Source organism: Campylobacter parajejuni, from assembly GCF_046764905.1.
Classification (GTDB): domain Bacteria; phylum Campylobacterota; class Campylobacteria; order Campylobacterales; family Campylobacteraceae; genus Campylobacter_D.
Map to the genome: position 1 here is coordinate 1 of NZ_JBKORB010000019.1, position 2,836 is coordinate 2,836.

Here is a 2,836-nt window from a genome sequence, read left to right on the forward strand (position 1 = left end):
ATAAGTTAAAAAGACAAGTTAATATTTTAAAGATAAGCCAAACGCTCTATTAGTACTGGTCAGCTAAAGGACTTTCATCCATTACACACCCAGCCTATCAAACTAGTAGTCTTCTAGAGAGCTTAGAGAAGATTCATCTTAGAGTTGGCTTCACGCTTAGATGCTTTCAGCGTTTATCCTTTCCAAACTTAGCTACGCTGCGATGCTCTTGGCAGAACAACAGCTACACCAGTGGTTTGTTCAACCCGGTCCTCTCGTACTAGGGTCAAATCTCTTCAATCTTCTTACGCCCACGGCAGATAGGGACCGAACTGTCTCACGACGTTCTGAACCCAGCTCGCGTACCGCTTTAAATGGCGAACAGCCATACCCTTGGGACCTGCTCCAGCCCCAGGATGCGATGAGCCGACATCGAGGTGCCAAACCTCCCCGTCGATGTGAGCTCTTGGGGGAGATCAGCCTGTTATCCCCGGGGTACCTTTTATCCTTTGAGCGATGGCCCTTCCACACAGAACCACCGGATCACTAAGACCGACTTTCGTCTCTGCTTGACTTGTATGTCTTGCAGTTAAGCTGGCTTATATCTTTATACTCTACGAACGATTTCCAACCGTTCTGAGCCAACCTTTGTAAGCCTCCGTTATTATTTGGGAGGCGACCGCCCCAGTCAAACTACCCACCAGACATTGTCCCACTTGAGGATAACTCAAGCTGGTTAGCTACCCAAATAAGAAAGAGTGGTATCTCAACAATGGCTCCTATACAACTGGCGTCATATACTCAAAGCCTCCCACCTATCCTGCACATTCTTATCCAAATAGCAGTGTCAAGCTGTAGTAAAGGTCCACGGGGTCTTTCCGTCTTGCCGCGGGTAGGAGGAATTTTCACCTCCACTACAATTTCACTGGATCCCTCTTTGAGACAGCTCCCATCTCGTTACGCCATTCATGCAGGTCGGTATTTAACCGACAAGGAATTTCGCTACCTTAGGACCGTTATAGTTACGGCCGCCGTTTACTCGGGCTTCGATCAAGAGCTTCGCTAATGCTAACCCCATCAATTAACCTTCGAGCACCGGGCAGGCGTCACACCCTATACATCCTCTTACGAGTTAGCAGAGTGCTGTGTTTTTGGTAAACAGTCGGGAGGGACTCTTTGTTGTAAGTTTCTTCGCTTTCGGAGTAAATCCTAATACGAAGCGAACCACACCTTATACCGAAGATACGGTGCTATTTTGCAGAGTTCCTTAAAGAGAGTTCTTCCACGCGCCTTAGAATACTCATCCCACCCACCTGTGTCGGTTTACGGTACGGGCAACATTAGCTAAACTTAGAAACTTTTCTTGGCTCGACGGCATCAGGGGTTCTCCCCGCTGTCCGAAGACTTTGGAGAGCCTTTGAGTTCTCGGAGTATTCTTATACGGATTTGCCTGTATAAGCTCCTACGACCTTAGACTAGCACTTCCATCCGCTAGCCCCCTTAGCCCTAAGCGTCCTTCCATCGCACACTAATGTTGGTATGGGAATATTAACCCATTTGCCATCGTCTACCCCTTTCGGACTCGACTTAGGACCCGACTAACCCTACGATGACGAGCATCGCGTAGGAAACCTTGGGTTTACGGCGTTAATGATTCTCACATTAATTATCGCTACTCATGCCTGCATGCTCACTTCTATTCGCTCCAGCACTCCTTACCGGTATACCTTCGACGCAAATAGAACGCTCTCCTACCGCTTGTGCTTAATCAAATTCTACGCATCTTTATCCCAAAGCCATTTTAAAACTTTCTTGCTAAAGCAAGAAACGCTAACGCTAGTTTTAAATTTAACCTTTTTGCTTGGAATTTAAAAAAGAATTTGATTAAGCACAAGCCTACCGCTTCGGTACTTACTTTAGCCCCGTTATATTTTCCGCGCAAAATCACTAGACCAGTGAGCTATTACGCTTTCTTTAAAGGATGGCTGCTTCTAAGCCAACCTCCTGGTTGTTTAAGTAACTTCACATCGTTTTCCACTTAAGTAAGATTTGGGGACCTTAGCGGGTAGTCTGGGTTGTTTCCCTCTTGACGACGGATTTTATCACTCGCCGCCTGACTGCTGTGATTACATATAAGGTATTCGGAGTTTGATAGGGTTTGGTACATTGGTGTATGCCCTAGCCCATTCAGTGCTCTACCCCCTTATATTACGACACAACGCTATACCTAAATATATTTCGGAGAGAACCAGCTATCACGAAGTTTGATTGGCCTTTCACCCCTATCCACAAGTCATCCCATAGCTTTTCAACGCTAGCGGGTTCAGTCCTCCACTAGTTCTTACACTAGCTTCAACTTGCTCATGGATAGATCACTTCGTTTCGGGTCTGCAGCATCTGACTTAAGCGCCCTATTCAGACTCGCTTTCGCTACGGCTTCGCGTTTGCTTAACCTTGCCAGACACCACAACTCGCAGGCTCATTATGCAAAAGGCAGTCCATCACCCTGTATTGCTACATAGGGCTCTGAATGATTGTAAGCAAATGGTTTCAGGTTCTATTTCACTCGGCTCACCGCCGTTCTTTTCACCTTTCCCTCACGGTACTGGTTCGCTATCGATCTGGTATTAGTATTTAGGGTTGGAGAGTGGTCTCCCCAGCTTCAGACAGGATTTCTCGTGTCCCGCCCTACTCAGGATACTGCTAGCTAAGGTTAGGTTTTCGCATACGGGACTATCACCCTCTATGGCTATACTTTCCAGAATGTTCTGCTAACCTTTCCTATTGCACATTGCAGTCCTACAACCCCCAGTGCAAGCACTGGGTTTGCCCTCTTACGCTTTCGCTCGCCGCTACT

Annotated in this window: 1 rRNA gene; it reads right to left on the minus strand. The window is 47.0% G+C overall.

What is annotated here, in order from left to right:
* Positions 1-28: 28 nt before the first annotated feature.
* Positions 29-2,836 (minus strand): 23S ribosomal RNA (locus ACLL8X_RS09205); the annotation flags it as partial.